The following is a 25,764-nucleotide window of genomic DNA, read 5'->3' as shown; positions in this document are numbered from 1 at the left end:
CGGCATGACCACGACGACCAAGGCCCAGGCGATCGCCACGGGTACCCGCCGATTCTTGCCGTGGATTGCGCCGCTGGCGGTGACGGCCTTCGTGTCCGCCGCCTACATTTGGTATTCCGCATGGCAGTGGAACCAGATTGCGGTGAAGTCGTGGGATCTCAGCATCTTCACGCAGCTGTTGCAGCAGTATTCGCAATGGCAGGAACCAATCGTCAGCGTGAAGGGTGATGGCTTCAACCTCCTCGGTGATCACTTCCACCCGCTCCTCGCGATGCTGACCCCGGTCTTCGCGATCTTCCCGCACGCGTTTACGCTTCTCGTCATTCAGGCGCTCTGCTTTGGTGTTGCCGCTGGCATGTTCACCGCGGTCGCCACCCGCGTCCTCCACTCCCGCATCAGCGGCACCCTCCTCGGACTCGCCTTCGGCCTCAGCTGGGGTCTGCAGTACGCGGTCGAAGCGCAGTTTCACGAAATCGCACTCGCGGTTCCGCTGCTCACCGGGGCCACCGGCGCCATCGTAGAAAAGCGTTACCGGGCCGCGGTGCTGTGGGCAGCGCCCCTGGTTTTCGTGAAGGAAGACCTGGGCCTCACCGTGCTGATGATCGGTCTCGTCATCGCTTACCTGGAGCGCACGATTCGCGGACTGTGGCTCGCACTGTGGGGCGTTGCATGGTTCGCGATTGCCATCTTCGTCGTGTTGCCCTTGTTGAACCCCGATGGTGCCTGGGCATACGGTTCCAACGCTTCGCCTGGCGGATTCCTCGCGAACCCAGACACGTGGTTTGCCGACCCCAAAACTCACACGGTGCTCCTGCTGTTGGCAACCACGGCAGGGTTCTTGCTGCGCTCCCCGCTCACGGTGATCATGTTCCCCACGCTGGCATGGCGCTTTCTCTCCACGAACGAAGGATATTGGGGTCCAGACTGGCACTACAGCACGGTGCTCATGCCCATCGCCTTTGCGGTGCTCCTTGACGGCATCCAGCGCGCCGCAACCAGCGACAGGCCGCTCCTGCGCCGCTACGCAAAGCATGGTGTCGCCGTCGCCGTCACGGTTGCCGTCATGCTGTTGCCGCAGCTTCCGCTCGCTGACCCGCTCAAGCCGGGGGCGTGGGAACGCCCGCAACGGGCTGACGACGCGGCCGCCATCATCGCCAATATTCCGGCCGGTGCAAGCGTAGAAACCGATATCGGCATCATGTCTTACCTCGTCGACGATCACGAAGTGTTCTGGCTCGGCAATAAGAACCCGGCGCCTGACTGCCTCGTCATCGACCGGGCACGCGGTGGCACGCCCGATGAGTGGGGTGATGTGGTTGCGGTCGCCAAGCACCTGCACCCGGGCGTCGAGTACACGCATGTGACAACGTCTGGCGATATGGAACTGGCCTGCCGACTAGGCTAGATCAGTCGCATCTGGGCGGCCAGATCAGCAGGAGCACCGTGTCGCCGAAGTCTGCCTGGGTCGGTCTCACCGTCTTATCGATCGCAGTCTTTGGCGCCATCACCATTGAGGTCGCGCCCATCGGCCTGCTGCCCGACATCATGACGGCGTTCGGAGTCAATAAGGCCACAGCGGGCCTGCTCGTCTCGATGTACGCCGGCCTCATTGCCGTGTCATCGGTTCCGCTCACGCGGCTCACCCGCCGGGTGGCTCGCAAGCCCCTTTTACTCATCACGCTCGCGATCTTCAGCACCTCGAATTTGTGGGCAGCTGTGGCTGATTCTTTCGAAATGTTGGTTGCAGCGCGCACGCTGGGCGGCCTCGCGCACTCGCTCTTCTTCGCCGTCGTCATTGGGTATGCCGCACGCATCGCCCCGGTGGGGCAAACCGGTCGCGCCATCGCGCTCGTCGCGACTGGCACCAGTATCGGCATCGTGTTGGGCCTGCCTGCAGGGACCGCCCTCGGTGAACTCATCGGCTGGCGCGCCACGTTCGCAAGCCTTGGCATTCTCGTGGGTCTGTGCGGTGTGATGGCGATGATTCTGCTGCCTCCCGTGTCACACGACGCAGAGGCGGGCAAACAATTCGTGCCAGGCGGCGGCCGCCTCATCATCGTGGCCGGCCTCGCCGGGCTCTGCTTTCTCGGCTATTACACGCTCTATACCTACGTCAGCCCGATGCTGCTCGACGCGGGCCTCGCCAAGCCCTGGCTCAGCGGCGCGCTCGTTGCGTTCGGCATCGCCGGCTTCATCGGCATCCGTCTCGTCGCCCCGCACCTTGATCGCCACCCATTCGCATTCATGGTGTTTGTGCCTGCAACCCTCGTCGCATTGCAGGCCGGTATCGCCATTGCGTACCCGGCGCTGTGGCCACTCCTGATCGTTGTCTTTCTGTGGACGGGCGCGTTCGGACCGGTCAACTCCACCTACCAGAACATGCTGGTTCGAGTGGGTAAAGATAACCCAGAGATGGCGGGAGCCTGGATCAACTCCATGTGTAACCTCGGCATCGGTGCAGGCGGTGCCATCGGCGGCGTGCTCGTGATGGGTTCGGGTTATGCGGGCGCGAGCCTGACCGGTGCTGGCATCATCGCGATCGCCCTCGCCATCGCGGTACTGGGTAGGCGCGCGCTCACTCGCGCCTAACGCGTCATGCGATGTGCTCGCGGTAGCTGGCGAGCGCCGCTTCTCGCTCGCCAGCAGTGAGAGTCTCGTCAAACACAACCATGGTTCGATCGCGCTTCCATGTCGCAACGACGACGCCGTCTCGCACCAGAATCGGCTCGACCCTGCCATTCTTTGACGGCCCCACCGTGGAGATGAACTCGGGCGCGCACGTGAGCGTGCGGTCGCGATACGACATGTAGTACTCATCGAACGACGCCAGCAACTGCTCTGATCGCGGCACCACCGCAACGACGCCCACCGCCGGCTCACGAAGTGTCTGACGGCCCGCATCATCCACGTCGACCTCATCGGCAATCTCTGCGGCAGCCGCCCGCGCTTGCGTCAGCGTGAACCCACTCCACCACGCAAAATCTTCCGGCGTCGCGGGCGCGTGGCCGCGGAGGTAGCGGCGGTACATTTCGGCGTCACGATGCTCCGGAACCGGGGTCTGCGCTGGCAACTCATCGTTCAGTCTCAGAAGTTGCTGGGTGGCGCTGCCTGACACGTGATCTACCGTCGGGCCCCAGTGCACCACACCACGCAACGCAATTGCGACGATCAGATGCGTGCCGCGGTTGCCAGCAGGATCAAGCCCGCCGGCGAGCATCGCGTCGAACACCTCGGCGCGCGTCAGCGGCCCAGCAGCGAGCGCGCCACGCACGATGCGTTCGGCACGCGAATAGTCATCGTTCTCCAGCCCTAACCTCTCGCGGTGTGGCGCGGTTGTGCGTGACACGATGCGATCACGGGCCACCGTCAGTGCGAACTCCACGTCGGTCGCAGCCAACACATGAAGTGTGCCGCGAAACGGCCATGTGCGCACCAGGTCTCCGCGATCAAACGCCGCATCAACGTCAGCGGCGGTGGGCGCACCGGCGGTTCGCGCCGACAGCGCAAACTTGCCACCCCACAGCTCTTGAGCCTGCGTCGCCATCATGTGCCTGGCGGTGTCGACGAGCGACGCACCCTGCACCCGACCAAGCAGATGGCTCTCCAGGCGGCGCTGCAACACATCGGTCATGTCGCCACCCTAGGCGCCACCTCCGACGCTATTCAATGGTTCCGCAGACAAAAACGGCGGTGCTCCCGAGTCAGAAACTCGGGAGCACCGCCATCACAACAGAAATTAGCCTTCCAGGCGCACGTCGCGGCGGTGCGGCAGCACGACCGGGTGGGTGCCTGCCATGCGCTCGAGCACGCGGATCACCTGACGCGAGTAGCCGTACTCGTTGTCGTACCAAACGTAGAGAATCATGGTCTTGTCATTCGCGATCGTCGCGAGGCCGTCGACGATGCCGGCGCGGTGCGAGCCGACGAAGTCGGTCGACACGATCTCGGCCGACTCGACATAGTCAATCTGCTGACGCAGCTTGGAGTGCAGCGAAACGCGACGCAGGTAGTCGTTCGCCTGGTCGCGGTCTGCCGGACGCTCCAGCGTCAGGTGCAGCACGGCGAGCGAAACATCGGGGGTAGGAACGCGAATAGCGGAACCGGTCAGCTTGCCTTCCAGCTGCGGCAGCGCCTTCGACACGGCCTTCGCCGCACCCGTCTCCGTGATGACCATGTTCAAAACCGCCGAGCGGCCGCGGCGGTCGCCCTTGTGGAAGTTGTCAATCAGGTTCTGGTCGTTCGTGAACGAGTGCACCGTCTCGACGTGCCCCTGCACAATGCCGTAGGCCTCGTCAATCGCGGCAAGCACCGGCGTGATCGCGTTCGTCGTGCACGATGCTGCCGACACAATTGCGTCAGCGTCGGTGATCGACGAGTCATTGATGCCGTGCACGATGTTCTTGATCGCGCCCTTACCGGGAGCGGTCAGCAGCACACGCGACACACCGGTCGACTGGAGGTGCTGGCTGAGGCCCTCCTCATCGCGCCAGCGGCCCGTGTTGTCGACGACGATCGCGTTGTCGATGCCGTACTCCGTGTAATCGATCGCAGCCGGGTCGTTCGCGTAAATCACCTGAACGCGTACGCCGTTGGCGATGATCTGGTTCTTTTCTTCATCAACCGTGACGGAACCTTCGAAGGGTCCGTGCACCGAGTCGCGAGCCAGCAGCGAAGCACGCTTGGCAATGTCGTTGTCTGCACCCTTGCGCACGACGATCGCGCGCAGACGCAGGCCGGTGCCGCCGCCAGCGTGCGAAATGAGAATGCGCGCAAGCAGACGACCGATGCGGCCGAAACCGTAAAGCACAACGTCGCGCTCTGGTGCGCGCTCGGAACCGTTGAGCACCTCGGCAAGCTGCTCACGCAGGTAGGCGTCAAGCTCGGCATCGGCGGGGCGTTCGCTGACAAGACGTGCCACGTCAATCGACGCGGTGTGCGGCGAAAGCTCGTGGATCTGCTCGAGCACGGCGAGAGTTTCATCGAGCGCGAGCTCACTGTGGCCGAGCTGGCTCGCCTTTTCGTGAGCCTCGATGATGCCGGTGGTCGACAGACCCATCAGGCGCTGACCGTGAATGGATGTCACCACGCCGCGGTCGCGGTGCAGGGCACCAATGTGCGGGATCATCCGCTCGGCCAGCTCTTCGTTGCTGTTCCAAGACTTCTGGTGGGCGTCGAAATCGTTCATGCGCATCCTTGCAGTTCAACCGGTTCGCGGCCGTGAATGGGCGAGCGCCAAGATATGCACCCGCCCTACCAGCGTAAATTCCCGCAGCCCGCCTTGACGTCCAAAACAGGAAGTGAGGTTTATCTCTTTTGATTCTTCGTAAAAAAGTCATGTTCTTTCTCGAACGCAACCCACTCGTTTTCGAGCGTTCCGCACCCCGTTGGCGCATATGCACCGCCCCGGCGGCGCGTGAGAATATTCTCACCGCGGCCGACACCCTTGAAAATTCGCGGCAATTGCATGGTTCAGGGTCGCGACCAGCGCAGATTCGCAGAGGGCGCTCAGACTCCTCCCCGAGGGTTGAGCTGTTCATTTCGTGATTCCTGAGGGGGAAACATCACCATGGCTATTAACAAGCAGGTATTCGCATCACTCGCTGCCTTCACGCTTGCACTCGGGCTCGCCGGTTGCAGCTCATCGCCCGCAGAGGAGCCGGAGAAGACCGACAAGCCGGTCGCTTCGTCGGCGCCGTCTGAAAAGCCGGAAGAGACTGAAAAGGCTGAAGAGCCGGAAGAGACCGCTCCAGCCACCGAGGGTGACACGGCGGCACCCGGAACCACGGTTGCTGTCGGCGAAGAAGCGATCGTCTCGTGGGAACCGTCAGATGACACTCCCGCGCAGCCGGTCAGCATCACGGTGAAGAGCATTACCGCCGGAACGATCGATGACTTCGCCGTCGTCGGTGCAGACTTCCAGGCGAAGCTCGAAGGCTTCACGCCGTACTACATCACCGTCGAAGCCAAAAAGGTCGACCTCGCGGGCGCCGAGCTGGCATACCAGTCGTTGTACAGCGACATGAGCGCGATCAACGCCGACGGCCGCAAGATGCAGACGGTGTCGATCATCGGCGATTTTGAGCCGTGCAACACGTCATCGCTGGATGCCACGTTTGACGAGGGCACCCCGCAGACGTTCTGCTACATCGTTGCTGGCCCCGATGGCGACGACATTGGCGGCGCCACGTTCAAGCCCTACGGCACCGACTTCGAAGACAACCCGGTTGTTTGGGAGAAGTAATCTTCCTGCCATGAAGGGGCGCGGATCTGATCCGCGCCCCTTCTGCTGTGTCAGCATCCTCTATAGTGAAAGCGTCCGGGCTTCATGCCCCGGTGCTCGAAAAATGGGCACTCAGCCGACCGCCACTGACGACGCTCGCGCGAGACACATACGGATCAGTTCACCTTTTTCCGTTTCTGTCTCAGGAGCCGTATGTCTACCGTTTCTGCGCACGTTGCGCACGCTTTGGCCGCCCACACCGATCACATCTTCGGGGTGATGGGCAATGGCAATGCTTACTTCTTGGATGCGCTTGAGCGCTCCGGGTCTGTCACGTTCACCGCTGTCCGTCATGAGATGGGTGGCGTGGTCGCTGCTGACGCCTATTACCGGGCAGGCGGCGGACTGGCCGTAGCCACAGCCACCTACGGCGCTGGCTTCACCAACACGCTCACAGCGCTTGCCGAAGCTGCCCAAGCTCGCATCCCGCTCGTGCTCGTTGTCGGCGATGAGCCAACGAGTGGCCCCCGCCCGTGGGACGTCGACCAGATTGCGCTTGCTGCCGCTGTTGGCGCCCGCACCTATACCGTCGGGCGCACGGATGCTGCCGCCACCACCATCATTGCGATTGAGCACGCCCTCAACTTCCGTGTACCTGTCGTTCTCGCACTGCCGTACGATGTCTCCGCAATCGAGGCGGGCGAGGTTCCGGCGTTGCCCGAACTTCGCCGCCCTGCACCCATCACGATTCAGGGCGACGTCATGCACGCGCACGTGACTGCGGCCGCTGCTGCCCTGACCGCCGCGAAGAAGCCGTATCTCCTCGCCGGAGTTGGTGCGTGGCTCGCGGATGCGGGCGAGGCACTGGGCGAGCTAGCCGCAGCAACCGGCGCACTCACCTCATCGACGGCGCTCGGCCGCGGTATTTTCCCTGAGCAACAGTACGATTTGGGAGTCACCGGCGGCTTTGGGGCTGAAGGCGCGATGGAACTCATTCGCGAGGCCGACGTTGCCGTCGTGTTTGGTGCGGGCTTGAACCAGTTCACGATGCGTTTCGGTGAGCTCTTTGCCCCCGGCACCACGGTGATTCAGGTCGACACCGCACCCGCCGCCACCCACCCGCACGTTGGCTCCTTCATCCGCGGCGATGCCGCCATCGTTGCCCACGCCATCACGGCGCAGCTCGGTGAGCGCACCGGTGAACCGTGGCGCGAGCAGGTCGATATCGCCGCGGCTCTCCAGCGCGAGCCCGGCGACGCACAGGCAGCCGACGGGCGCCTCGATCCCCGCTCACTGGCGATTCGCCTGGCCGAACTGTTGCCAGAGGACCGGGTCGTTGTCACCGATGGTGGGCACTTCCTCGGTTGGGGCAACATGTACTGGCCGGTGGCGTCCCCCGACCGCCACATGATGATTGGCACGGCATACCAGTCGATTGGAATGGGCTTTCCGAGCGTCGTCGGTGCGGCACGCGCCAAGCCCGAGGCCACGGTCGTGTTGAACTCCGGTGACGGCGGCGGCCTGATGGCACTCGCTGACCTCGAATCGGCCGTGCGCGCTGCCGCGGGTCACGGCATCGGCGTGATCTGGAACGACGCGGCCTATGGTGCCGAAGTCAACCTCTATGGACTCAAGGGCCTCGCCACCGGCCCGATGCTGATCCCCGAGGTCAATTTCGCGGGCCTTGCCGAGGCCGTCGGCGCTGAAGGCGTCGTCGTGCGCACGCTCAGCGACCTGGATCGCCTCGCCGAGTGGGTCACGATCGACCCGAGTGAACGCAAGTTCCTGATGCTGGACTGCCGGATTTCCGGAACCATCATCGCGCCGTACCAGGAAGAGATCATCCGGGTAAACACGTCGCCAACGATCGTCTCGGAGAACAGCCGCTAGCTGCTCTGACGAGGTTCTTGACGAGAGCCCCTCCCCCTGCCATGGTGGCCTCACAGGAGGTGGCTTCATGCAGGAGTACGAATTTGTACGGATTCCAGCGGCGCGTACTCGCGCCGGATTTCGATATGACGTCGATTACCAAAACGAGATTCGCGTGCGCGCGGCGGCCGGGTGGACCTTTGTACAAGCGATCACTTTTGAGTCTGAGTCGCACCCTCATCTCGATCTGGTGTTCACCCGAAAGGTAGCGAAATGAATCATCCGCTGCGCCTCTTGCAGGCGTTCACTGTGTTCTGTGCCGGCCTCTACGGCCTCTTCGTTTTCCTCGGAAATCTGATGGATTACGACTCCAATTACCAGTTCGTCAAGCACGTGTTATCGATGGACACGACGTTCGATGGAAACGCACTGATGTGGCGCGCCATCACGGAACCATGGGTCTGGACGGTGGGATACATCGGCATCATCATCGCCGAGGGCACCTTCGCTGCTCTCGGCTTGGTCGGTGGCGTTCTCCTGTTCTTGCGTCGTAACGCTGACAGCGTCACGTACGATCGCGCCCGCACCTGGGGATACGCCGCCTACGCGGTCGGCCTGGCGATCTGGTTTATCGGGTTCATCGTGATCGGCTCCGAGTGGTTTGCGATGTGGCAGTCAAGCTCATGGAACGGTAAAGACACCGCCATGCCGTTGGCGATTCTGTGGGCAATCTTTGCCGCACTGCTCGCCATGAACGCTCCCGCTCCCGCACACGAATCTGACCGGCAATAGTGGCAAAGCGAAACGCCCCCCACCTGGTGAATTTCACCTGGTGGGGGGCGTTTCGTTGTCTTAGACCTTCGAGAGGCCGTAAACCGGGCTGACCGACTGCTCTTCTTCGTGGTCAGGGCCGAGCGGAATGCGCGCGCGGTCCTTCAGCAACAGCGTGGCGATCAAACCGATCACGGTCATGCCTGCCAGGTACCAGGTCACGTTCTCCGTTGAACCGGTCGTCTTCACGATGGCTTCAGCAATGGTCGGCGCGAACGCGCCACCGAGGATGGCACCGATGGCATACGAAATCGAGACGCCGGAGAAGCGGATCGAAGCCGGGAACAGTTCGGTGTAGAACGCTGCCTGCGGGCCGTACGTCAGGCCGAGGCCGACAGTCAGGAAGATCAGCGCGAGCGCGATGTTCATCAGCGATCCGGTGTTCACAAGCGGGAACAGCGTGAACACACCCACCAGCTGCACGATCCATCCGATGATGTAGGTGTTGCGGCGGCCAATCTTGTCGGAGAGCCACCCAGCGATCCAGGTAAAGATCAGCCACGAGACGGCGGAGGCGGCAACAATCCAGAGGATGATCGTCGCGTCAGCCTTGACGGTTCCGGTCGGGTCCGTCGTGTAGCGCTGGATGTATCCACCTGTGGTCATGTAACCAACCGCGTTGTTACCGGCGAAGACGAGGGCGGCAATGAGAACGAGCACCAGGTGCTTCTTCAGCAGTTGCACGATCGGCGTGCGCGTCTGACCTGCGCGCTCTGCGATCTCAGCGAAGACGGGGCTTTCTTCCACGCCACGGCGGATCCAGTAACCGACAATGATCAGCACAACAGAAAGCAGGAACGGCACGCGCCAGCCCCACTCCAGGAAGCCTTCCTCACCGGTCAGCGCACGCGTTGTTGCCATCACACCGGACGAAAGCAGCAGACCGAGGGGAACACCAATCTGAGGGGCGGCACCAAACAGGCCACGCTTGTCCTTCGGTGCGTGCTCCACGGCCATCAAGACCGCGCCACCCCACTCGCCACCGGCGGAGATACCCTGCAGCACGCGCAGCGTCAGCAGCAGGATGGGAGCGGCAATACCGATCTGGGCGTAGGTCGGCAACACACCGATCAACGTGGTGGCGGCACCCATACCGATGAGCGTGATCATCAGCACCTTGCGACGGCCCAGCTTGTCACCGAAGTGACCGGCAAGGAAGGCACCGAGCGGGCGGAACAGGAAGCTCAGGCCGACACCGAGGAAGGCGACGACGCCGGCAAACTGCTCGCCTGCTCCGGAGAAGAACAGCGGAACAAACACCAGGGCGGTCGCACCGGCATAGGTGAAGAAGTCGTACCACTCAATGGCGGTTCCGACGACGGTTGCGAAAACGACGCGACGGCGATCTGTGGCGCTCGATATCGTGCCGGTGGGCGTTAGTGCTGAGCCGTTGTCTGCACTCATGGGAGACTCCTTTGTCATTCGCCGGCGCCTAATAGTCGGGTAATCATTGCCGGGCTTGAGATGATGATATACGATTTCAGATATGACTCAAGGTCGAGTTTCGCGGTAGCGAGTTCACGACAGCCCGCCGAGTCCGAGCAAAAGGAGAAAACCCCATGACGGATCTCGATCCCCGATTCGCCGCACTCCCCCAGCGCCCGGGCAAAATCATTGCCGTACACCTGGCGTATGAATCGCGCGCTGCACAGCGTGGCCGAAAGCCCGCACACCCGTCCTACTTCTTCAAGCCGTCGTCATCGGTCGCGGCCACCGGCGGCACGATTGTGCGCCCCGCTGGCACCGAACTGCTCGCATTCGAGGCCGAGATTGCCGTCATCATCGGCACGGATTGCCGCAACCTCACGCGCGAGACCGCGTGGGACGCGGTGGGCTGGATCACCGCGGCCAACGACTTCGGCCTCTACGACCTGCGTGCCAACGACAAGGGCTCCAACGTTCGCAACAAGGGCGGCGACGGATTCACTCCGCTCGGCGCCCAGCTCATTGATGCGAAAGCCGTTGACCCCACGAACATTCGTGTGCGTGCATGGGTGAACGGAACCATCGCGCAAGATGACAACTCCGCAGGCATGTTCTTCCCGCTCACGCAGTTGATCGCCGATCTCTCGCAGCACTTCACGCTCGAGCGCGGCGACATCATTCTCACCGGCACCCCCGCAGGCTCCTCCGTCGTGGTTCCTGGCGATGTCGTTGAAATCGAAGTCGACGTTGCGGGCACCACCCTCACGAGCGGCAAGCTCGTCACCACCGTCACGCAGGGTGAGGTCGCTTTTGATGCGACCCTCGGCTCACTTCCCGCCGTGGATGACACGCAACGCATTGAAGCGTGGGGTTCGCGCGAGGCTGCCGGCATGGCGGAACCAGCACCGGCGTTGAGCGCGGAGCTGTACGACAAGCTGATGCGCACCCCCGTCGCCGGGCTGTCTGCGCAGCTACGCAAGCGCGGTCTCAACAACGTCACGATTGACGGCGTGCGCCCCATGCACCCCGACGCCAAGCTCGTCGGCACCGCCAAGACGCTGCGTTTTGTGCCGAACCGTGAAGACCTCTTCAAGACTCTCGGCGGCGGTTACAACGCGCAAAAGCGTGCGTTTGACGCGGTGCGCGAGGGCGAAGTTCTCGTCATCGAGGCGCGCGGCGAAAAGGGCTCTGGCACACTCGGAGACATTCTCGCGATCCGCGCTAATGCGGCAAAGGCTGCCGGTATCGTTACCGACGGTGGCGTGCGCGACTACGACGCGGTGCAGGCCGTGGGTCTTCCCATCTACTCGAACGGCGCCCACCCCGCCGTCCTCGGCCGCAAGCACGTGCCGTTTGACCACGACATCACGGTGGCGTGCGGCGGAACAACGGTGCAACCAGGCGACATCATTGTGGGTGACAACGACGGCGTGATCGTGATTCCGCCTGCCATGGTCGAAGAGGTTGTCGATGCGGCCCTCGCCCAGGAGGACGAAGACGGCTGGATCGCGCAGCAGGTTGCGGCCGGCCACCCGGTCGACGGGCTGTTCCCGATGAACGCCGAGTGGCGCGCACGCTATGAGGCCGACCATGGCAACTGAGCTGGCGACGATCGACGCTCAGCGCGGCGGATCGAAATCGGAACGCGCATACGAATGGGTTCGCGAGCGCATTAGCCGTCAAGAGTATGGCCCCGGGTATCGGCTCGTGCTCGGAACCATCGCCGATCAGCTCGACATGAGCGTGGTTCCGGTGCGCGAAGCGATTCGCCGGCTCGAAGCCGAAGGACTCGTCACGTTTGAACGTAACGTGGGCGCAAAGGTCACGCTCGTGAACGCGGCAGACTACGTCAACACGATGGAGTCGCTTGGCATCATTGAGGGCGCAGCAACCGCGCTGAGCGCCCCGCTGCTCGACGAGGCAACCCTCGCCCGCGCCGCCGCCATCAACGAGCGGATGGAAGCGCTGCTTGATCATTTTGATCCGCACACTTTCACCATCTTGAACCAGCAGTTTCACGCGGTCCTGTTCGAGGTATGCCCCAACGCACACCTCGTGGAACTCGTGCAGCGCGACTGGGCACGCCTCGCCGGCCTGCGTGACTCGACGTTCGCTTTCGTCCCAGGACGCGCACGTCACTCCGTCGCCGAACACGGCGAAATTCTCCACTTGATCCGCACGGGTGCCGACCCCCGTGAGATCGAAGAAGCCGCCAGGGCACACCGCTGGCACACCCTTCAGGCCTACCGCGACGCGCGCGGCCTGACCGATTCCCCGAAGAACTGAGGACACCATGACCGAACGCCACATCCCGGTTGATCTTCCGGCACGCATTCAGCACTACATCGACGGCCAGTTCGTCGACTCGGAAGACGGCGACACGTTTGACGTGCTCGACCCGGTAACCAACGAAACCTACCTGCAGGCGGCTGCCGGCAAGAAGGCCGACATTGACAAGGCCGTTGCCGCTGCTCGTCGCGCATTCACCGAGGGCCCGTGGCCCAAGATGCTCCCCCGCGAGCGCGCACGCATTCTGCACAAGATCGCCGACATTGTTGAGTCACGCGACAAGCGCCTCGCCGAGCTGGAGAGCTTCGACTCCGGTCTTCCGATCACGCAGGCTCTGGGCCAGGCCCGTCGTGCAGCCGAGAACTTCCGCTTCTTCGCCGACCTGATCGTGGCACAGCACGACAACGCGTTCAAGGTTCCTGGCAAGCAGATGAACTATGTGAACCGTAAGCCGATCGGTGTTGCCGGCCTCATCACGCCGTGGAACACGCCGTTCATGCTCGAGTCGTGGAAGCTCGGCCCGGCACTGGCAACGGGTAACACGGTCGTGCTGAAGCCGGCCGAGTTCACGCCGCTGTCGGCATCGCTGTGGGCAGGCATCTTCGAGGAGGCCGGACTCCCCCAGGGTGTCTTCAACCTCGTCAACGGCCTCGGCGAAGACGCGGGCGATGCCCTCGTCAAGCACCCCGAGGTTCCGCTCATCTCGTTCACGGGCGAAAGCCGCACCGGCCAGATCATCTTCAGCAACGCGGCCCCCTACCTCAAGGGTCTGTCGATGGAGCTCGGCGGCAAGAGCCCGGCAATCGTGTTTGCTGACGCTGACCTCGACGTCGCGATCGACGCGTGCATCTTCGGCGTGTTCTCGCTGAACGGCGAGCGTTGCACCGCAGGCTCGCGCATTATGGTGCAGCGCGAAATCTACGACGAGTTCGTGGAGCGCTACGCAGCGCAGGCCAAGCGCATCAAGGTGGGCGACCCGCAAGACCCGTCGACCGAGGTCGGCGCACTCGTGCACCCCGAGCACTACGACAAGGTCATGAGCTACGTCGAACTTGGTAAGACCGAGGGTCGCCTGGTTGCCGGCGGTGGCCGCCCCGAGGGTTTCCCCACCGGAAACTACGTCGCACCGACCGTGTTCGCCGACGTCGCGCCCGACGCGCGTATCTTCCAGGAAGAGATCTTCGGCCCGGTCGTCGCGATCACGCCGTTCGACACTGATGAAGAGGCTCTCGCCCTCGCAAACAACACGAAGTATGGCCTGGCCGCATACGTGTGGACCAGCGACCTCAAGCGCGCGCACAACTTCGCACAGTCGATCGAGGCAGGCATGGTGTGGCTGAACAGCAACAACGTGCGTGACCTGCGTACCCCGTTCGGTGGCGTTAAGGCTTCGGGTCTTGGCCACGAGGGCGGTTACCGCTCGATCGACTTCTACACCGACCAGCAGGCCGTTCACATCACGCTGGGCGAGCCGCACAACCCCACCTTCGGCAAGAACTAAGGCATAGCAAGGACGCTTTGACATGACTCACCGCGACAATATGACACTGACCTCGTCGGGATTCTGGGTTTCGCAAGAGGCCCCCATCTCAACGGACAACCCGATCGCGACGCCGCAGAGCTCGCCGCCTGACATCCTGCGCTGCGCGTACATGGAACTGATCGTCACCGACCTCGCCGCTTCCCGCGAGTTCTACGTCGACATCCTCGGTCTGTACGTCACGAAGGAAGACGACGAAGCGATCTACCTCCGCTCCACCGAGGAGTTCATCCACCACAACCTCATCCTGCGCAAGGGTGATGTGGCGGCCGTGCGCGTGTTCTCCTACCGCGTGCGTACCCCGGAAGACCTCGACCTTGCCGTCGCCTTCTTCACCGAACTCGGCTGCGATGTACGTCGCGAACCGAACGGTTTCGTTGACGGCATCGGCGACTCAGTGCGCGTCGTCGACCCGCTCGGCTTCCCGTACGAATTCTTCTTCCAGTCCGACCACCAGGAGCGCATGTCGTGGCGTTACGACCTGCACATTACGGGTGAACTCGTGCGCCTTGACCACTTCAACCAGATCACGCCCGATGTTCCGCGCGCCGTCAAGTACATGCAGGACCTCGGCTTCCGCGTGACCGAAGACATCCAGGACGAAGAGGGCACCGTGTACGCCGCGTGGATGCGCCGCAAGCCCACCGTGCACGACACCGCCATGACCGGTGGCGACGGCCCGCGCATGCACCACGTGTGCTTCGCTACCCACGAGAAGCACAACATTCTCGCGATCTGCGACAAGCTCGGTTCGCTCCGCCGCTCTGACTCCATCGAGCGTGGCCCCGGCCGCCACGGCGTCTCCAACGCGTTCTACCTCTACCTGCGCGACCCCGACGGTCACCGCGTCGAGGTGTACACGCAGGACTACTACACCGGTGACCCCGACAACCCGGTCGTCACGTGGGACGTACACGACAACCAGCGTCGTGACTGGTGGGGCAACCCCGTTGTTCCGTCCTGGTACACCGACGGTTCCATCGTGCTCGACCTCGACGGCAACCCGCAGCCCGTCGTCGCCCGCACCGACTCGTCGGAGATGGCCGTCACGATCGGCGCCGACGGCTTCAGCTACACCCGCGCCGACGAGCGCGAAGGCAAGCTCGGCAACCAGCTCTAACCAACTCTGATCGGCCGCGGGGTTTCACTTCCGCGGCCGATCAGAACGGTTGGGACGCTCCGCTTCCGCGGATTCTTTTCCCGTTTCGCCTCCAGCTTCGGGCCTGCGGCCCTCCGCCGCCAGGCCCAGCCAGCGAATCGGAAAAAGAATCCGCTCACGCTGTGCTCTCCACGTCGTGTGGGTTTGATTCACACTCCCCTATCTCTGCCGCCGCCGTCTTGCGAGTGGAGGTGGAGCGATTTGTTTTTCCTCGACGTTGGTTGGGCCTGGCGGGCGCGGGCCGCAGGCCCGTGCCTGGAGACGGCGAGGAAAAACAAATCGCGGAACCGCAACGCCCCGGCCAACAAATCGCGGAACCGCAACGGAACCACCCCCGATACGCCAGTTCTAGGGAAGGATTGAAGAATGTTGTCGCAGGATGAGATTGAGGCCATTGCCGAAGAACTGGCGGAGGCCGATCGGAACCACGGGGTGATTCCTCGGATCACGGCGCGCTATCCGCATGCAACGGTGGAGGATTCCTACGCGATTCAGGGCGTGTGGCGTGACAAGAACATTGCCGCTGGCCGCCGACTCGTTGGGCGCAAGATCGGGTTGACGTCGCGGGCGATGCAGCAGGCGACGGGCATTACTGAGCCTGACTACGGCGTGATGTTTGATGACACCGTGTATGAAAACGGTTCACAGATTGCGTTTGACACGTTCTCCAACGTGCGCATCGAGGTGGAGCTCGCTTTCGTGCTGAAGGCGCCGCTCGAAGGCCCAAACTGCTCGATCTTTGATGTTCTGCGCGCAACCGAGTACGTGGTTCCGGCCCTCGAAGTGTTGAACTCGCACATTGAGCTTGAGGGCCGCACGATCGTTGACACGATTTCCGACAACGCAGCGTACGGCGGCATGGTGCTCGGCGGCAACCCGATGGCCCCCGACGCGATTGACCTGCGTTGGGTATCGGCGCTGCTGTACCGCAACGAAACGATTGAGGAGACGGGCGTTGCCGCTGGTGTGCTGAATCACCCGGCGACCGGTGTCGCGTGGCTCGCGAATAAGTTCCACCAGCACGGCAGCCGTCTCGAGGCGGGCGAGATTATTCTCGCCGGCTCCTTCACCCGGCCGATGTGGGTATCGAAGGGCGATAGTGTGCTGGCAGACTACGGGCAGATGGGAACCATTACATGCCGCTTCGTTTAGACCCCACGTTTGCGGATGCGCTCGCGAACCGTGAGCGTCCGCTGATTGGTCTGTGGGTGGTGTCTGGCTCTCCCCTGGTGGCCGAGATCTTCGCTGGATCCGGCGTGGACTGGTTGCTCATCGACATGGAGCACTCGTCAAACTCGCTGGAGTCGGTGTTGCACCAGCTTCAGGTAGCAGCGGCTTATCCGATTTCTCCCGTCGTGCGTGTGCCGTATGGCGATGATGTGTCGCTGAAGCAGGTGCTCGATATTGGCGCGCAGAACGTACTCGTGCCGATGGTGAACAACGCCGAGCAGGCACGCGCTGTGGTATCTGCCGTGCGGTACGCGCCGCGCGGTGTGCGTGGCGTCGGGTCGGCGCTGTCGCGCTCGGCACGGTGGAACCGCGTCGACGGGTACCTGCAGAATGCGGACGATCATGTTTCGCTTTTCGTGCAGATCGAGTCGGCTGAGGCCGTCGAGAACGCGGCGGAGATCGCCGCGGTTGACGGCGTTGACGGCGTTTTCGTTGGCCCGTCTGATCTGGCTGCGTCGATGGGTTTGCTCGGTCAACAGAGCCACCCCGATGTCGTCGCTGCCGTCACTCGCACGTTCCAGGCTGTGAAGGCGGCAGGCAAGCCCGTGGGCGTCAACGCTTTCGACCCGCAGCAGGCCGAGCAGTACATGAACGACGGCGCAGCGTTCGTCGCTGTCGCCGCAGATGTCTCTGTGCTTGCCCGTGGTTCCGAAGCTCTTGCAGCTCGCTTCATCCCCGCTACCGACGCGGAGCAGCGCACCTCCTACTAACGTCTCAAACGCTGAAGGGCGGCCGCCGGATCATTCCGACGGCCGCCCTTCAGGCATCTATGCGACGAGTTACATCGTGCTGACGATGGTCAGCGCAACCGCCATCACCAGACCAGAACCGATCAGGGTCACGAACGTGTAGCCGAGAATGTCACGCATCTTCAGGCCAGCGATAGCAAGCACCGGAAGCGCCCAGAACGGCTGGATCATGTTGGTCCACTGGTCACCGTAGGCAATTGCCATGATGGCGATCGACGGGTCAACACCAAGCTGGTTCGCGGCATCGAGCATGATCGGGCCCTGCACCGCGAACTGGCCGCCACCCGAGGGGACGAAGAAGTTGACGATACCGGCAGACAGCAGTGCAAGCGCGCCGAACGTGGTCGGGTTTGCGATCGACACGAAGGCGTCCGAGAACAGCTGGATCAGGCCCGACGTCGACATAATGCCGAGGATGCCTGCGTACAGCGGGAATTGCAGGAGGATCTCACCGACGTTCGAGGCAGCCTGCTTCGTGAGGTGGATCAGCTCAAACGGGTTGCGCACGAGCAGCAGGATAAGAGCCAGGAACGACCAGTTCACGATGTCGAGCGTGAGGCTACCGCCCTGGACGAAGTGAATGATCAGGTAGGCCGCAAGCATTGCTCCGAGCACGAGCGTCAGGATGCGCGACGCGTCCACGCGGTCGGCCGGCGTCTCGACGGCGTCATCTGCCTCGTCGTGTTCTTCCGAACCGACGTTTGCTGGCAGCTCGAAGATGGGGTCATTGCCTTTGGGGCGAATGAGGTACATCAGCGAGGCACACACGATGATGACGGCGAGTGCGGTCAGCATGTTCCACGTCGAGAACGTCGTCTCTGTGATCGGTACGATCTTGCCGTTGAGGCTGGATTCCAGGAACGAACCGGGCGTTGCCGCCGTCAGCGGCCCGGAGCCCGAGTAACCCATGTGCCAAATGACGAAGCCGGAGTAACCCGACGCGACCAGCAGCGGGAAGTGCACCTTCATGGTTCCGCGTTCGCGTGCCTGCACCGCAATCTCGCGTGCCAGCAGCGTGCCGACAACGAGCCCAAGACCCCACGTGAAGAGGCTGGCGATCGCGGCGACGACAAAGACGAAGACGTACGCGACGCCAGCGGTCTTCGGAACCAGTGCGGCGCGACGCAGAAGCTTACGCACCGGACGCGTGTTGGCGAGCATGTAGCCCAACAACAACACGAGGCACATCTGGGTCATGAAGGCGAGGAGCCCCGCGAGCCCGTTGCCCCAACCAGTAAGAACCTCGACCGGGCTCTGCTGGGTGAGGGTCATCGCAAGGATCGCGACGATCAGCGTGAGGATGATGGCGAACGTGAGCGCCGACGGGATCCAGCGCTCGAGGAAGCGGTTGATGGGGCGCATAAAGCTGCGCTTTTCTGTGCGCGCTTGCGTCGTGTGCATAGCAGCAACTCCTTTGTTACAGATGTCTCTCGAGCCTATCCGTGCCTGAATGTTCGCTGTGACCATACGCACAGCCAATTACTGACTTTTGACAGTATTCGACTGTTGATGAGTGCCCTAGCCAAGAGTCGACCCGACTGCCATCATGGAGGCATGAAAACCTGGGTTGTCCGCTTCGGATCGCTGTATGTGTTCAACGTCGTCGTGCTGTGGCTCATCGGCGCGCTTATCCCGCGCGTCTATGTGGGCTGGAGCGCGCTGTGGGGAGCCGTCATTCTCACGGCCGCAACGATTTTCGTAAAGCCTGCAGTAACCAAGTTCTTGAAGAACGCCACGTCAAACTCCAGCAAGAGCATGAGCGCCGGAGTTCAGAAGGCGATCGAGTACGGCATTGTCTTCGTTGTCGCCCTGGTGGTGTGGATTCTGGTGCGTATTTTCTCGGGCGTCTACACGTGGGACTTCTTCACCGGAATCCTGCTGCCTCCGGTCGTTCTGCTGGCCGCATGGTTTATCTATGACATGATCGACGACCGCATCGAGAAGGTCGCTGGCGACCTGTACGACAAGGCCGAGTCCGCGGTCAACGAGAAGAATGCGGGGGCACAGCCCGCCTCCCCTTCCCCCGAGTCACCCGCCACACGTGCCGCACGTGACGAACTGAAAGATGGGCTCACTCCCGAGCAGCGTCGAATGATGGAAGATCTCTAACCCTGCCGAGACATTCGCGGCCGCTCCCTCCCCAGGTTGCGGCCGCGAACACTTTTGATGACTCAAACGACAGCGGCGAGCAGTCGCACCGCGAGAGACCGCGCCGTCACCGCTGGCACACCGGTGACCCGTGTGACCTCATCGGCCATCGCCTGCGTGTACCCCACACAGTCCAGAAAAATAATGTGCGAACCGGCATCAGCCAGGAGCTGAGCGGCTGCCGAGAGGTCTACCGCAGATCCGGCGTACGGATTCGCGGCGGCAATGGCGGCGTCAATTCCGTAGCCATCAGCCCAGCGTTGGTGAATCACATCCTGCTGTTCTGGTTCCGGAACCACGAGGCCGAGACGGTGTCCGTCGGCGAGACCAGCCATGCCTGCACGTGCCAGCTTCTCAGCGGTGTAGAGCGGAACCGGCGCCGTCACGTCGGGGACATTTCCCGTGCACATAATCAGAATGGCCTGCGCCCCAGCGGCAACCGCGCGATCAACCGCACCCTGTACGAGGGGTGCCAGTGCATGTTCGCTCATGGTGGCCGACCCTCCATCGCGCAACCGCGAAACGACGCGTTCCTCACCAGGAGCTGGCGCCAGCTGAGCAATATCGCTTGCTGAGAGCTCATCAAGTGCACCGTGCTCAATCACCGTGTGAGCATTGAGTAGGCCTTCGATGTCTGGCCAGATGTCGACGCGCGGCGCCTGGCCGATCGTGATCAGCGCGACGGTACTCATCAGAGTTGCCCGACTCCGGCGGCGATCACGGCACGACGTTCCGCACGGTCAACGTAAGCGGTCGGGTCCGGAATCGGCACGGCGGCGATAAGAGCGCGCGTGTAGGGGTCCTGCGGATCACCAATGATCTGTTTGGCATCGCCAGCTTCAACAACCTTGCCGTGCTTCATCACGATCATCTCGTCTGCCATAAACTCTACGACGGCAATGTCGTGTGAGATAAACAGGTAGCTGAGGCCGAGCTCATCCTGCAGGTCTTTCATCAGGTTCAGCACCTGCGCCTGCACCGAGACATCAAGTGCCGAAACGGGCTCATCACACACAACCAGTCTCGGGTTGAGCATCAAAGCCCGTGCGATACCGATACGTTGGCGCTGGCCGCCGGAAAACTCATGCGGGTAACGGTTCGCGTGTGCAGCTTCCAAACCAACGCGTTCCAGCATGTCGCCAACGCGCATGAGCTGCGCTGACCGCGACAGCGACTCGTGCTCAATCAGAGGTTCGCTCAGCAGGCGCCCGACCGTCCACCGCGGATCGAGGGAAGCGTAGGTGTCTTGAAACACAATCTGCATGTCACGTCGATGCTTACGTAACTCGGCTGGCGACGCCGCCGTGAGATCCACGCCGTCGTATGTCACGGTTCCGGCCGTCGGTTCAACCAGTCGTAACGCGCACCGACCGGTGGTCGACTTGCCCGACCCTGACTCACCAACGATGGCGAGAGTCTGACCCGCTCCAAGCTCAAACGACACCCCATCAACGGCACGGAAAGGCTCAGCCTTGCGGCCAGCGCCACGGCGTCGGTACTCCTTAACGAGTCCGTTCACGCTCAACAGTGCATTCATCGTGCAAGTCCTCCTTCAGCGACGACAGGCAAACGGTCTTTTCCGACGTTACGTGCCGGCATCGATTCGAGCAGCGCTTGCGTGTAAGGGTGCTGAGGAGCCGCGAACAGAGGGTTCACGTCTCCTCGTTCGACAACGTTGCCGCGACGCATCACCACGACGCGATCGCAGGACTGCGCCACAACGCCGAGGTCGTGGGTGACCAGCAGGATGCCCATACCGTGGCGTTCCTGAAGGTCGTTCATGAGGTCCAAGATTTGCGCCTGAGTGGTGACATCGAGCGCCGTAGTCGGCTCATCAGCAATCAAGAGATCTGGCTCGCACGACATAGCGATCGCGATCATCACACGCTGCCGCATGCCACCAGAGAGGTGGTGCGGGTAGGAGGCGGCGATCTCGTCGGCACGATGAATACCGACGGTCTCCAGCAACTCCTGCACCCGCGCCTTCGCCGCTTTTCGGCTGAGGCGCAGGTGCCGGCGCAACGGTTCCGCGATCTGGTACCCGACCGTGAACGCGGGGTTGAGTGCCGTCATCGGCTCTTGGAAGATCGTCCCAATCCGCCGACCACGAACATCTCGCATGTGCTTCGCGTCGAAGGTCGCCATATCGTCCTCGCCGAGGAGAATGCGCCCGCCGACCATGCTGACCGCGCGAGTCGGCAGCAACTGAATGATCGACATTGCCGTGAGGCTTTTGCCCGATCCTGACTCCCCCACCACACCAACGGTCTCGCCACGTTCGATATCGAACGAAACGCCATCAACGGGATACGAGGTGCCACGGCGGGACTGCACCTGAACACGAAGGTCTTCGACGCGAAGCAGTGCAGTCATGTCAGGCCTTGACAGTTCCGAGGGTCTGCAGGTGCTCAGCTGTGCCGTACAGGCCGGTCAGCAGAGCGAACTGTGCTTCGTCGTAGAACGCAATCTCACCGGTGGCGAAGTACTTCGCCACTTCGATCGAGAAACGTGCCGCCAGCTCAATGTCGATGGCGTGGCTTGCCCCTGTTGCGGATCCGGCAACCGGGACCGCGGTGGTGATGGCAACGCCGACAACCGGAACCGTGGCTGCCGTCGCCGGCTGCAGGATCGAGTTGAGGTGGTGCAGATCGTTGCCATAGGGCGTGATGTCTTGCGTCGCGAGAGCGAACACGACTGCCGGAACACCGGTGACCTTTTCAACCGTGGCAACGAGGTCTTCGCTTGGGCGCAGGATGTAGCCCTGCTTGACCGTCGGGGAGATTGCAATACCGCGGTGGTTGATGGTGCGGTTGCCCTTGGTGGTGTCGATCGAGATGATCGCGTCCATCGCGGGGTCAACCTCGAAGTCATTCATGGTGGCCATGTCGACGGGCGAGTCCATGAACGGAACCGGGTCGTGCGGCTGCGTTGGTGCCCACCCAGTGATGTGAGTGGCAATGATGACATCGCCAGGAAGCACGTCGCCGCGCGCGTTCATGCGCAGCATTTTGGCAGCCGCCGCGAGCGCAGCAGCCGCGCCATCTCCGTCCGAGACAAAGCCGATCAGTTCGGGGCGGGCGCCTGCGCCGCCCAGGCGACCGATGACGCCAAGCGTGGGAGCGTCCCCGCCCTGGATCTTGCCGCGCGAGCCGGGAATGACAACCTTGATGAAGTCGGTGGACAGACCGTCTTTACCGGGAACGACGGTGACGTCGATGGTGGCGTTCGTCTCCCCCTGCTCGCGCAGGTATGCGGCGAGTAACTCCCCAGATGTCTGCGGTGAGTCGAGCAGATCGACGACATCGAGCACATGGTTCAGCATGATTCTTCTTTCTTCTGGGGGTATCAGGCCGACAGGCCGAGGTAGCGGAGTGCGGTGAGCGCGTATACCTTGGCCGCGAGCACCACATCGCTGGCCAGGGCGCGCTCGTCGAAGCTATGGATGGTCTTGAGGTCAGCAGGGCCGTACTGCAAAACGGGAATGCCGTGGCTACGGAACGTGCGGGCATCTGACGACGCCCACTGCAGCACGCCAGCGGCCTCCGGGTCGCTCAGTTCACGCAGCGAACCAACGAGGGTCTCCACAATCGGGTCGGTCGGAGCTGTCCAGTTCGGTTCGCTCATGAAACCGATCGGTTCGATCGTGGCTTCAATACCTTCTTCGTCGAGGATCTCCTCGATACGCGTGCGGACCTGTGCACGCGTGAGGCCAATCGGCACCCGCGAATCAAACTCGATAACGCACGTGTCAGCAACAACGTTCGTCGAGGTTCCGCCGTGAATAGTGCCGACGTTGAGCGTCACCTTCTCAAAAACGGCGCCAATACCGGCTTCGTAGCCTTCGCGCTCTTCAGCGTAGAACTTGGAGAACTCGATGAGCTCGCGCAGTTCTTCCGGGGCCTCGGGCGTCATGTCCCACAGCTTTTGCAGGGCGATGATCGCGCGCGCTCCGAGCAGGTTGGCGCTGGTGCCGTGCAGCGGCTGCAAGCTACCGTGCCCGGGCTTACCCGCAATTGTCAGGCGGAACCAGTTGCTGCCCTTTTGACCGATCGTCGGGTGGTTGCGCTCGGCTGGCTCGGCGATAATGCCGCCGGTTGCTCCCTCAAGCACACCCTGATCAAGCAGCCAGTCGGCTCCGCGGCGGCCGCCGGTTTCTTCGTCAGGCACCGAAGCGAACGACAGCTTTCCTGCGAGCGGAACCTCAAGGCGCTTGAGAAGCGCGTAGACGTGCATGAGACCGGCAAGGCCCGCCTTCATGTCGCTAGCGCCGCGGCCACGAAGCCAGCCATCAACGACATCGCCTGCGAGTGGAGAGAAACTCCAGCGGCTGGTGTCGCCAACGGGAACCACGTCGTGGTGTCCGGCGAAAACGAGGTGACGGTCGCCCTCCCCCTTTTCGCCGGTGTGAGCGACGACGCTCACGCGTCCGTCTCCGGCATCGAACTGCTCATGACCAAGCCCGGCGTTCGCGAAGTACGTCGAGATCACGCCCGCAATCTCGGTGCAGTCGCCTTCGGGGTTTTCGCTGGGGGTGCGAATCAGCAGACCGGCAAGGTCAAGCAGTTCCGTGGCGGACTCGTCGATGGCGGCGAGAACCCGTGCTTCCCAATCGATGGGGGTGGTCATGGCATTACTTCTTTCTGGCGTTGTTGACGCCGTTTTGTCGATGCGAGAAGACGCGTGAGCGTCGAGCGCTTACTCGGTGATGCTGAGCTGGAAGAAGCGAATCAGTCCGTCTGGGTACGAGGTGTATCCGGCAATGTCATCGCTGTGTGCGACGGCAATGTTGTACTCGTACAGGTAGGCCCACGGGGATTCCGTGTTGATGATTTCCTGCATCTTGCCGTACATCTCGCTGCGCTTGTCTGCATCGGGTTCGGTCGCCGCCGCCGCCCAGAGTTCGTTGACCTCAGCGTTGTGGTAGTTCATGTAGTTGCTGGTGCCGTTGTCAGTCATCAGCAGACCGAGGTGGTAGCCGGGGTCGTTCACGAACGACGTCCAGCGGCTGATGTAGGCCTGCACGTTCTTACCGGCTAGCGCCTCCAAGAACTGCGCGCGAGCCATGTTCTGGATGTTCATCGTGACGCCGATCTTGGCAAGTTCAGCCTGGATCAGCACGGCGTCGTCGTTCCAGTCAGAGAAGCCAGAACCCAGCGTGAAGTCAAACGTGAAGCCGTCAGCGTAGCCCGCTTCAGCGAGCAGCTGCTTCGCCTTGTCGAGGTCATACGTGGCGTTGTTGCCAGCGTCGGTGAAGCCCGGCGTGGAGCTGGCGACCGACGAGCGCATGGGGCTCGCTTCGCCCTTCATGACGTCGGTGAGCAGCTTGTCGTACGGGATGGCGTAGGTGATGGCCTGGCGCACCTTTTCGTTGTCGAACGGTGCCACGTTATTGTTCATCGCGAAGAACAGGATCTTGTTACTCGGGCGGGAGTCCACCGTAATGCCGTTGGTGCCATCCAGGCCCTGCAGGTCCTTCGGCGCAATCTCCAGCGCGACATCGACCGAGTCCTTCTTCAGCAGCTGAAGACGGTTCGACGCGTCACCGATGAACTTCATGTTGATCGTGTCGATCTGCGGCTCGTCGCCCCAGTAATCTTCATTGCGCGTCAACTTGGCTTCCGTTGCCGGATCCCAGCTGTTGATGATGTACGGGCCCGAACCTGCCGTGTTGGTGGACAGCCACTCGGCACCACCGTTCTTTTCAACTTCGTCCATGTCGAGCATCGAGAACGAGTACATCGGCAGAATCTGCAGGAAGAGGTGGTTCGGGGCGGTCAACGTGATGATGACCGTGTTTCCTTCGCCCTCTTCTACCGTGGAGATTCCTGCCATGCCGTAGAGGAAGCTGGCGGAGGACGAGTCGGCGATGTGCTGGAAGCTACGCACGACATCAGTCTTGGTCAGCGTCTTGCCACTGTGGAACGTGATGTCCTCACGGATCGTAAAGGTGTAGACCGTGTTGGTGTCATCCACCGACCACTCTGATGCGATCATCGGGACGATAGTCGCTGTGTCAGAAACGCGCTTGCCGTCTTGCTCCTTGGTTCCGTAGGTCACCAACTGGTCGTATGCGGCAAGAACCAGGGTGTCGCTGGTGCCATCGTTAGCCTCAGCGGGGTTCAGCGTCTTGCCACCTTCGGAGTACGCCAGGGTGAGCGACTGCGACGCAGCGCTGCTGTCGCCGGTGTCGCCGCCATTCGAACCCGAGTTCGAGTTGGCATTCGGGGCGCATCCGGCGATGCTCAGCGCGAGCGCGAACGACGCGACGACAGCCGCGGCGCGATACATCTTCTTCATGTAACTG

General features: G+C 62.4%; 23 protein-coding genes. 13 read left to right on the top strand and 10 right to left on the bottom strand.

The genetic code is table 11. The annotated features are described in order from the left end of the window. The first annotated feature begins 4 nt into the window (after positions 1–4). Both KTJ77_RS02995 and KTJ77_RS02990 read left to right on the top strand, forming a co-directional pair. Positions 5–1,405: a DUF2079 domain-containing protein gene (locus KTJ77_RS02995; RefSeq protein ID WP_217337028.1), complete on the top strand. Its 1,401-nt coding sequence runs from the start codon at positions 5–7 to the stop codon at positions 1,403–1,405. A 38-nt stretch (positions 1,406–1,443) separates the two neighbouring features. Then, on the top strand, positions 1,444–2,589 hold the full coding sequence (locus KTJ77_RS02990) for an MFS transporter (RefSeq protein ID WP_217337027.1): 1,146 nt from the start codon (positions 1,444–1,446) through the stop codon (positions 2,587–2,589). 4 nt (positions 2,590–2,593) lie between these two features. Here KTJ77_RS02990 and KTJ77_RS02985 read toward each other — a convergent pair whose 3' ends face one another. Then, a complete protein-coding gene (locus KTJ77_RS02985; protein ID WP_217337026.1) occupies positions 2,594–3,631 on the bottom strand; it encodes a crosslink repair DNA glycosylase YcaQ family protein in 1,038 nt (345 codons plus the stop codon). Between the two features lie 105 nt (positions 3,632–3,736). Next, the gene (locus tag KTJ77_RS02980; protein WP_217337025.1) at positions 3,737–5,185 is read right to left on the bottom strand and encodes a glyceraldehyde-3-phosphate dehydrogenase; all 1,449 of its coding nucleotides are present in this window, start codon (positions 5,183–5,185) and stop codon (positions 3,737–3,739) included. A gap of 381 nt (positions 5,186–5,566) precedes the next feature. Between KTJ77_RS02980 and KTJ77_RS02975 the strand changes: the two genes are divergently transcribed. The 4 genes from KTJ77_RS02975 to KTJ77_RS02960 all read left to right on the top strand — a co-directional run bounded on the left by KTJ77_RS02975 (position 5,567) and on the right by KTJ77_RS02960 (position 8,881). Then, positions 5,567–6,241 carry a hypothetical protein gene (locus tag KTJ77_RS02975; RefSeq protein WP_217337024.1) on the top strand — a complete coding sequence of 225 codons (675 nt, stop codon included), beginning with the start codon at positions 5,567–5,569 and terminating at the stop codon, positions 6,239–6,241. Between the two features lie 192 nt (positions 6,242–6,433). Beyond that, positions 6,434–8,110, top strand: coding sequence for a thiamine pyrophosphate-binding protein (locus KTJ77_RS02970; protein ID WP_217337023.1), 1,677 nt, complete (start codon positions 6,434–6,436; stop codon positions 8,108–8,110). Positions 8,111–8,177: 67 nt separating this feature from the next. Next, positions 8,178–8,366, top strand: coding sequence for a DUF4177 domain-containing protein (locus KTJ77_RS02965; RefSeq protein ID WP_217337022.1), 189 nt, complete (start codon positions 8,178–8,180; stop codon positions 8,364–8,366). Then, positions 8,363–8,881: a DUF2165 family protein gene (locus tag KTJ77_RS02960; protein ID WP_217337021.1), complete on the top strand. Its 519-nt coding sequence runs from the start codon at positions 8,363–8,365 to the stop codon at positions 8,879–8,881. Before KTJ77_RS02965 ends, KTJ77_RS02960 begins: the two co-directional genes overlap by 4 nt. 60 nt (positions 8,882–8,941) lie before the next feature. Here KTJ77_RS02960 and KTJ77_RS02955 read toward each other — a convergent pair whose 3' ends face one another. After that, complete coding sequence (locus tag KTJ77_RS02955) at positions 8,942–10,324, bottom strand: MFS transporter (RefSeq protein ID WP_217337020.1); 1,383 nt, start codon at positions 10,322–10,324, stop codon at positions 8,942–8,944. 155 nt (positions 10,325–10,479) lie between these two features. On the opposite strand from KTJ77_RS02955, the gene KTJ77_RS02950 reads away from it, so the two are divergent. From KTJ77_RS02950 to KTJ77_RS02925, 6 genes are all read left to right on the top strand, one after another. Further along, complete coding sequence (locus KTJ77_RS02950; RefSeq protein WP_217337019.1) at positions 10,480–11,946, top strand: fumarylacetoacetate hydrolase family protein; 1,467 nt, start codon at positions 10,480–10,482, stop codon at positions 11,944–11,946. Then, positions 11,936–12,631, top strand: coding sequence for a GntR family transcriptional regulator (locus tag KTJ77_RS02945; protein WP_254367342.1), 696 nt, complete (start codon positions 11,936–11,938; stop codon positions 12,629–12,631). Before KTJ77_RS02950 ends, KTJ77_RS02945 begins: the two co-directional genes overlap by 11 nt. A gap of 7 nt (positions 12,632–12,638) precedes the next feature. Then, the gene (gene hpaE / locus KTJ77_RS02940) at positions 12,639–14,135 is read left to right on the top strand and encodes a 5-carboxymethyl-2-hydroxymuconate semialdehyde dehydrogenase (RefSeq protein WP_217337017.1); all 1,497 of its coding nucleotides are present in this window, start codon (positions 12,639–12,641) and stop codon (positions 14,133–14,135) included. A gap of 22 nt (positions 14,136–14,157) precedes the next feature. After that, positions 14,158–15,294 (top strand): 3,4-dihydroxyphenylacetate 2,3-dioxygenase, encoded by a 1,137-nt coding sequence (hpaD, locus tag KTJ77_RS02935; protein ID WP_217337016.1) that lies wholly within the window; start codon positions 14,158–14,160, stop codon positions 15,292–15,294. A gap of 405 nt (positions 15,295–15,699) precedes the next feature. Next, positions 15,700–16,485, top strand: coding sequence for a 2-oxo-hept-4-ene-1,7-dioate hydratase (gene hpaH / locus KTJ77_RS02930; protein WP_217337015.1), 786 nt, complete (start codon positions 15,700–15,702; stop codon positions 16,483–16,485). After that, the gene (locus tag KTJ77_RS02925) at positions 16,470–17,273 is read left to right on the top strand and encodes an HpcH/HpaI aldolase/citrate lyase family protein (RefSeq protein WP_217337014.1); all 804 of its coding nucleotides are present in this window, start codon (positions 16,470–16,472) and stop codon (positions 17,271–17,273) included. Before hpaH ends, KTJ77_RS02925 begins: the two co-directional genes overlap by 16 nt. A 69-nt stretch (positions 17,274–17,342) precedes the next feature. On the opposite strand, the gene KTJ77_RS02920 is transcribed toward KTJ77_RS02925, so the two are convergent. Then, positions 17,343–18,713: a short-chain fatty acid transporter gene (locus tag KTJ77_RS02920; protein WP_254367341.1), complete on the bottom strand. Its 1,371-nt coding sequence runs from the start codon at positions 18,711–18,713 to the stop codon at positions 17,343–17,345. Positions 18,714–18,866: 153 nt separating this feature from the next. Between KTJ77_RS02920 and KTJ77_RS02915 the strand changes: the two genes are divergently transcribed. Continuing rightward, positions 18,867–19,421 (top strand): hypothetical protein, encoded by a 555-nt coding sequence (locus tag KTJ77_RS02915; protein WP_217337013.1) that lies wholly within the window; start codon positions 18,867–18,869, stop codon positions 19,419–19,421. 62 nt (positions 19,422–19,483) lie between these two features. Here the strand turns inward: KTJ77_RS02915 and KTJ77_RS02910 are convergent, their stop codons facing one another. The 6 genes from KTJ77_RS02910 to KTJ77_RS02885 all read right to left on the bottom strand — a co-directional run bounded on the left by KTJ77_RS02910 (position 19,484) and on the right by KTJ77_RS02885 (position 25,757). Then, positions 19,484–20,152 carry an AroM family protein gene (locus KTJ77_RS02910; RefSeq protein WP_217337012.1) on the bottom strand — a complete coding sequence of 223 codons (669 nt, stop codon included), beginning with the start codon at positions 20,150–20,152 and terminating at the stop codon, positions 19,484–19,486. After that, positions 20,152–20,997, bottom strand: coding sequence for an ABC transporter ATP-binding protein (locus KTJ77_RS02905; protein ID WP_217337011.1), 846 nt, complete (start codon positions 20,995–20,997; stop codon positions 20,152–20,154). Before KTJ77_RS02905 ends, KTJ77_RS02910 begins: the two co-directional genes overlap by 1 nt. Continuing rightward, on the bottom strand, positions 20,994–21,833 hold the full coding sequence (locus tag KTJ77_RS02900; protein WP_217337010.1) for an ABC transporter ATP-binding protein: 840 nt from the start codon (positions 21,831–21,833) through the stop codon (positions 20,994–20,996). The genes KTJ77_RS02905 and KTJ77_RS02900 overlap by 4 nt, the downstream gene beginning before the upstream one ends. A 1-nt stretch (position 21,834) precedes the next feature. Beyond that, positions 21,835–22,782 carry a DUF1177 domain-containing protein gene (locus KTJ77_RS02895; RefSeq protein WP_217337009.1) on the bottom strand — a complete coding sequence of 316 codons (948 nt, stop codon included), beginning with the start codon at positions 22,780–22,782 and terminating at the stop codon, positions 21,835–21,837. A gap of 23 nt (positions 22,783–22,805) precedes the next feature. Continuing rightward, complete coding sequence (locus KTJ77_RS02890) at positions 22,806–24,086, bottom strand: M20 family metallopeptidase (RefSeq protein WP_217337008.1); 1,281 nt, start codon at positions 24,084–24,086, stop codon at positions 22,806–22,808. Between the two features lie 69 nt (positions 24,087–24,155). Next, positions 24,156–25,757, bottom strand: a complete 1,602-nt coding sequence (locus tag KTJ77_RS02885) for an ABC transporter substrate-binding protein (protein ID WP_217337007.1) — start codon at positions 25,755–25,757, stop codon at positions 24,156–24,158. Positions 25,758–25,764: the final 7 nt, after the last annotated feature.

The sequence above is a fragment of the Microbacterium sp. NC79 genome (genome assembly GCF_019061125.1).
GTDB lineage: Bacteria > Actinomycetota > Actinomycetes > Actinomycetales > Microbacteriaceae > Microbacterium.
Note: the sequence above shows the minus strand (reverse complement) of the source record. Positions and strands in the feature narration are given on the sequence as shown.